3 protein-coding genes are annotated in these 4,454 nt (G+C 75.5%); 2 read left to right on the forward strand and 1 reads right to left on the reverse strand.

The annotated features are described in order from the left end of the window. The coding region (locus GQS09_RS27095; RefSeq protein ID WP_165990169.1) for a polyketide synthase at positions 1–1,450 on the reverse strand (1,450 nt) is incomplete at its 3' end. Positions 1,451–2,109: 659 nt separating this feature from the next. Between GQS09_RS27095 and GQS09_RS27100 the strand changes: the two genes are divergently transcribed. After that, entirely contained in the window at positions 2,110–3,390 is a 1,281-nt protein-coding gene (locus GQS09_RS27100; protein ID WP_165990170.1) for a pyridoxal-dependent decarboxylase, exosortase A system-associated, read from the forward strand. Positions 3,391–3,689: 299 nt separating this feature from the next. Next, a partial coding sequence (locus GQS09_RS27105) for an AfsR/SARP family transcriptional regulator (protein ID WP_165990171.1) occupies positions 3,690–4,454 on the forward strand: 765 nt, incomplete at its 3' end.

A 4,454-nucleotide genomic window follows, 5' to 3' on the forward strand; every position in this document is an offset into this window, starting at 1 on the left:
GGTCCTGCGGCCGGTCCGCCAGGTGCCGGGCCAGGGCGGCGGCCTGGGCGCGCAGCGCGGGCGCGGAGCGGGCGGACAGCACCAGCGGGACGTCCGCGGGTGCCTCCTCGCCCGTCCCGGCCCCGGCCCGGCCGGACGTCCCGGCGGGCCCGGACGTCCCCGCGGCCCGGGGCGGTTCGGCCAGGACTAGATGGCAGTTGGTGCCGCCCACGCCGAACGAGCTGACCCCCGCGACCAGCCGGGCGTCCGGCTCCGGCCACTCCCGGGCGGCGGTCACCACCTCCAGGTTCAGCTCCGCCAGCGGGATGTCCGGGCCGGGGGAGACGAAGTGCAGGCTGGGCGGCAGGGTGCGGTGACGGATGCTCAGCACGGCCTTGAGCAGGCCCGCCACACCGGCGGCGCCCTCCAGATGGCCGATGTTGGTCTTCACCGAGCCCACCAGCAGCGGACGCCGGGCGCCCGGCCGGGGGCGGCCGAGCGCCGCGCCCAGTGCCGCCGCCTCCACCGGGTCGCCGACCCGGGTGCCGGTGCCGTGCAGCTCCACGTACTGCACCTCGGCCGGGGAGACGCCGGCGCGGCGGCAGGCCAGCCGGATGACCTCCTCCTGCGCCCGGCGGTGCGGGACGGTGAGTCCCGCGCCGCCGCCGTCGTTGTTGACCGCGCCGCCCAGCAGCACGCTGTGCACGGCGTCGCCGTCGGCCAGCGCGGCGGACAGCGGCTTGAGCACCAGCAGCGCGCCGCCCTCGCCGCGCACGTAGCCGTTGGCGCGGCTGTCGAAGGTGTGGCAGCGGCCGTCCGGGGAGAGCGCGCCGAACGCCCCGATCACCTCGCTCGCCGCGCCCAGCAGGTTGAGGTTGACGCCGCCGGCCAGCGCCAGCGGCAGCTCGCCCCGGCGCACCGCCTCCGCGGCCTGGTGCACCGCCACCAGGGAGGAGGACTGCCCGGTGTCCACGGTCATGCTCGGCCCGGTCAGCTCCAGCAGGTAGGAGACGCGGTTGGCGATCAGGCTGCGCTGGGTGCCGGTGAAGGTGTGCGGGCCGGGCGGCCCGGGCAGGTGGGCGTAGTCGCCGCCGATGGCGCCGACGAACACGCCCGCCGCCGCCCCGCGCAGCGCGGTGGGCGCGATCCGGGCGTGTTCCAGGGCCTCCCAGGCCAGTTCCAGGGCAAGCCGCTGCTGCGGGTCCATGGCGGCGGCCTCGTGCGGCGAGATGCCGAAGAAGGCGGCGTCGAAGCGGTCCACCTGGGAGAGGAAGCCGCCCCGCCGCCGGGCGGCGCCGGGAGGAAGGTCCGGCCAGCGGTCCGCGGGCGCGTCGGTGACCGCGTCCGCCCCCTGGCGCAGCAGCCTCCAGAAGGCGTCCGGGCCGTCCGCCCCGGGAAGCCGGCACGCCATGCCGACGACGGCCACCGGCTCGGGCTCACCGGCAGCGCATTCCGCACCCGTGGAAAACATGTATTCACCCCGCCGTTGCAGCGCATTTCGGATATCGGGCCGGGCGGAGAGGAGTCTCCGCGCGGAAGGGAAACGGAAAACGGACCGCTGTGTGCTGATCGCTACGGCTCGGCCGTCGTGATCATGCCGTAAAGGTGTGGTGATCGCCGTGGCGGCGTGGTCTGCGGTACCGCCGCGGACGGCTGACGATGACCGATCCTGCGGCTCCGGCGAGCGGAGCGTCAAGGCGCTTCCGGACGAATAGCGGTGGCAGCAAAACCTCGGCAGAAAGCTGCCAGCGGCTCCCGGCCCGCGCTGCCGCACCCGGCGGGCGGGGCGGCGGCCGGCCGTGCGCGGAATCCGGCGGCAGACCCCCGGAATCCCCTTCCACCTGTGCTTTTTCCGTCCCCGCTGAGGGCTGCCGGATGCCGCCCCAGGGCCGCTGCGGCCCTGGCGCGGCCCGCCGGGTGGGGGTGCCGCCCGGGTTCGGCCCCNGGGGGTGCCGCCCGGGTTCGGCCCCGGGCCCGCGGAGAATATGGGGGCACCCTACCCATGCCGGTCCCATCGCCGCGGGGGCACAGTTCCGATACCAGCGTGGTGACCCACCGCCTTGTTTACCGGAACAGGCGGCTTGGAACAATCAGGCCCGGAGCAATCCGGCATGGACAACAAGGGGTGCGATGTCCGAGACCGTGTCCACGGCGGCGTCCGCGGCAATACCGGAAGAGCTGCCGGAAAGCAGGCCCGGCGGGCCGGAATTGTTCCGGCGGGCCGGTGGAGTGCTGTGCGTCGGCGGAATTCCGGCGGACCGGCTGGCGGCCCGGGTGGGCTCCACGCCGTTCTTCGCCTACGACCGCGCGCTGATCACCGGCCGGGTGGCCGAGGTACGGGCCGCGCTGCCCGACGGCATCCAGCTCAGCTACGCCGTGAAGGCCAACCCCATGGTCGCGCTGCTGCACCACATGAGCGGGCTGGTGGACGGCTTCGACATCGCCTCCGGCGGCGAGCTGGCCAAGGTGCTCGACACCACCATGCCCGCGCACCGGATCAGCTTCGCCGGGCCGGGCAAGACCACCGAGGAGCTGGGCCGGGCGGTGGCCGCCGGGGTCACCGTGGAGCTGGAGTCGGCGGGCGAGCTGGCCCGGCTGGGCCGGGTCTCCGACCGGCTCGGCATCCCGGCCCGGGTGGCGCTGCGCGTCAACCCGGACTTCGCGGTGCGGGGTTCGGGCATGCGGCTGAGCGGCGGCCCCCAGCAGTTCGGCGTGGACGCCGAGCAGGCCCCCGCGGTGCTGGACGCGATCGCCGCCTCCGGTGCCGAGTTCCAGGGCTTCCATGTCTTCGCCGGCTCGCAGAACCTCTCGGCCGAGCACCTGCGCGAGGCCCAGCGCCGGACCGTGGAACTGGTGCTGGATCTGGCCGAGAAGGCCCCGGCCCCGGTGCGGTGCGTCAATCTCGGCGGCGGCTTCGGCATCCCCTACGCGCCCCGGGACACCCCGCTGGACCTGGCCGCGGTGGGCGACCGGCTGGCCGTGCTGCTGCACGAGCGGCTGCGGCCCCGGCTGCCGCAGGCCCGGGTGGTGATCGAGCTGGGCCGCTACCTGGTGGGCGAGGCCGGCGTCTACCTGACCCGGGTGGTGGACCGCAAGCAGTCCCGCGGCACCACCTTCCTGGTGGTGGACGGCGGTCTGCACCACCAGCTTGCCGCCTCCGGCAACTTCGGCCAGGCCATCCGGCGCAACTACCCGATCGCGGTGGCCGCGCGGGCCGGCGGCGGAGCCCCGGAGACGGTCAGCGTGGTCGGCTGCCTGTGCACCCCGCTGGACCTGCTCGGCGACCGGGTGGTGCTGCCCCGCGCGGAGCCCGGGGACCTGATCGCCGTCTTCCAGGCCGGGGCCTACGGACTGACCGCCAGCCCCACCGCGTTCCTCGGCCACCCGGCCCCCGCCGAAGTGCTGGTCTGACCACGCCGCACCGCGGGGACCGCCGAGGCCGCCGGGACCGCACCGCGGTACCGCACCACGGCACGCGCACCACCGCACCTGACAGGTGACAACCACCGCCGGACCACACCGGACCGGCCGGCCGCACGGCCGGCACCCCGAGGGGGACACCCATGCACACTCTCGAACGGACACGTGAACGGACGGACGACGGACACCGGGGGGCCGCGGCCGGTCGGTACCGGTCCGGCGGAGGCGGCCTCGCGGGACCACGGTTCCGGATCCTCGGCCTGCTGCACGTCCAGGGCCGCGACCATCTGATGATCACTGCGCGCCGCCAGCAGGTGCTGCTCGCCGTCCTGCTCCTCAACGCCAACCGGGTCGTGCCGCTGGACAGCCTGGTGGACGAACTGTGGGGCAGCGCCCCGCCCGCCACCGCCCGCGCCCAGGTGCAGACCTGCGTCTCCGCACTGCGGCGCGGTCTGTCCCACACCGGCCTCGGCGAGCGCATCCGCACCCGCGGTGTCGGCTACGCCCTGGAACTCGCCCCGGAGGAACTCGACCTGAAGGTCTTCGAGCGGCTGCTCGGCCAGGGCCGTGAGGCACTGGCCGCCGGCCGGCCGCAGGCCGCGCGCACCGCCTTCCGCGAGGCCCTGGCCCTGTGGCGGGGGGAGCTGCTCACCGGCATCGACAGCCGGGCGGTGCGCGCGCACCGGATACGCGTCGCCGAGCGCCGCACCGAGGCGGTGGAGGACTGCATCGAGGCCGAGCTGCGGCTCGGCCTGCACCGGGAACTCGTCGGCGAACTCTCCGCCCTGGTCGACGAGTACCCGCTGCGGGAACGCTTCGTGGCCCAGCTGATGACCGCGCTCTACCGGTGCGGACGGCGCGTCGAGGCGCTGGCCGCCTACCGGAGGGTCCGGGAGACCTTCGTGGAGGAGCTGGGCCTGGACCCCGGCCCGGCCCTCTTCCGGCTCCACCAGGAGATTCTCACCGGGCGCGCCGACCCCGGCCCGGTCCCGGCCGGGCCGGCCTCCGCCGGGCCCGGAGGGGAGGCGCCGGCCGCCGGCGGCGGCCTTCCCGGC

The sequence above is a fragment of the Streptomyces sp. YIM 98790 genome (assembly GCF_011421595.1).
Lineage (GTDB): Bacteria > Actinomycetota > Actinomycetes > Streptomycetales > Streptomycetaceae > Streptomyces.

Excerpts from the sequence above, each read along its gene's own strand:
- GQS09_RS27100 (WP_165990170.1), top strand. The coding sequence starts at position 2,110 with ATGTCCGAGACCGTGTCCACGGCGGCGTCCGCGGCAATACCGGAAGAG.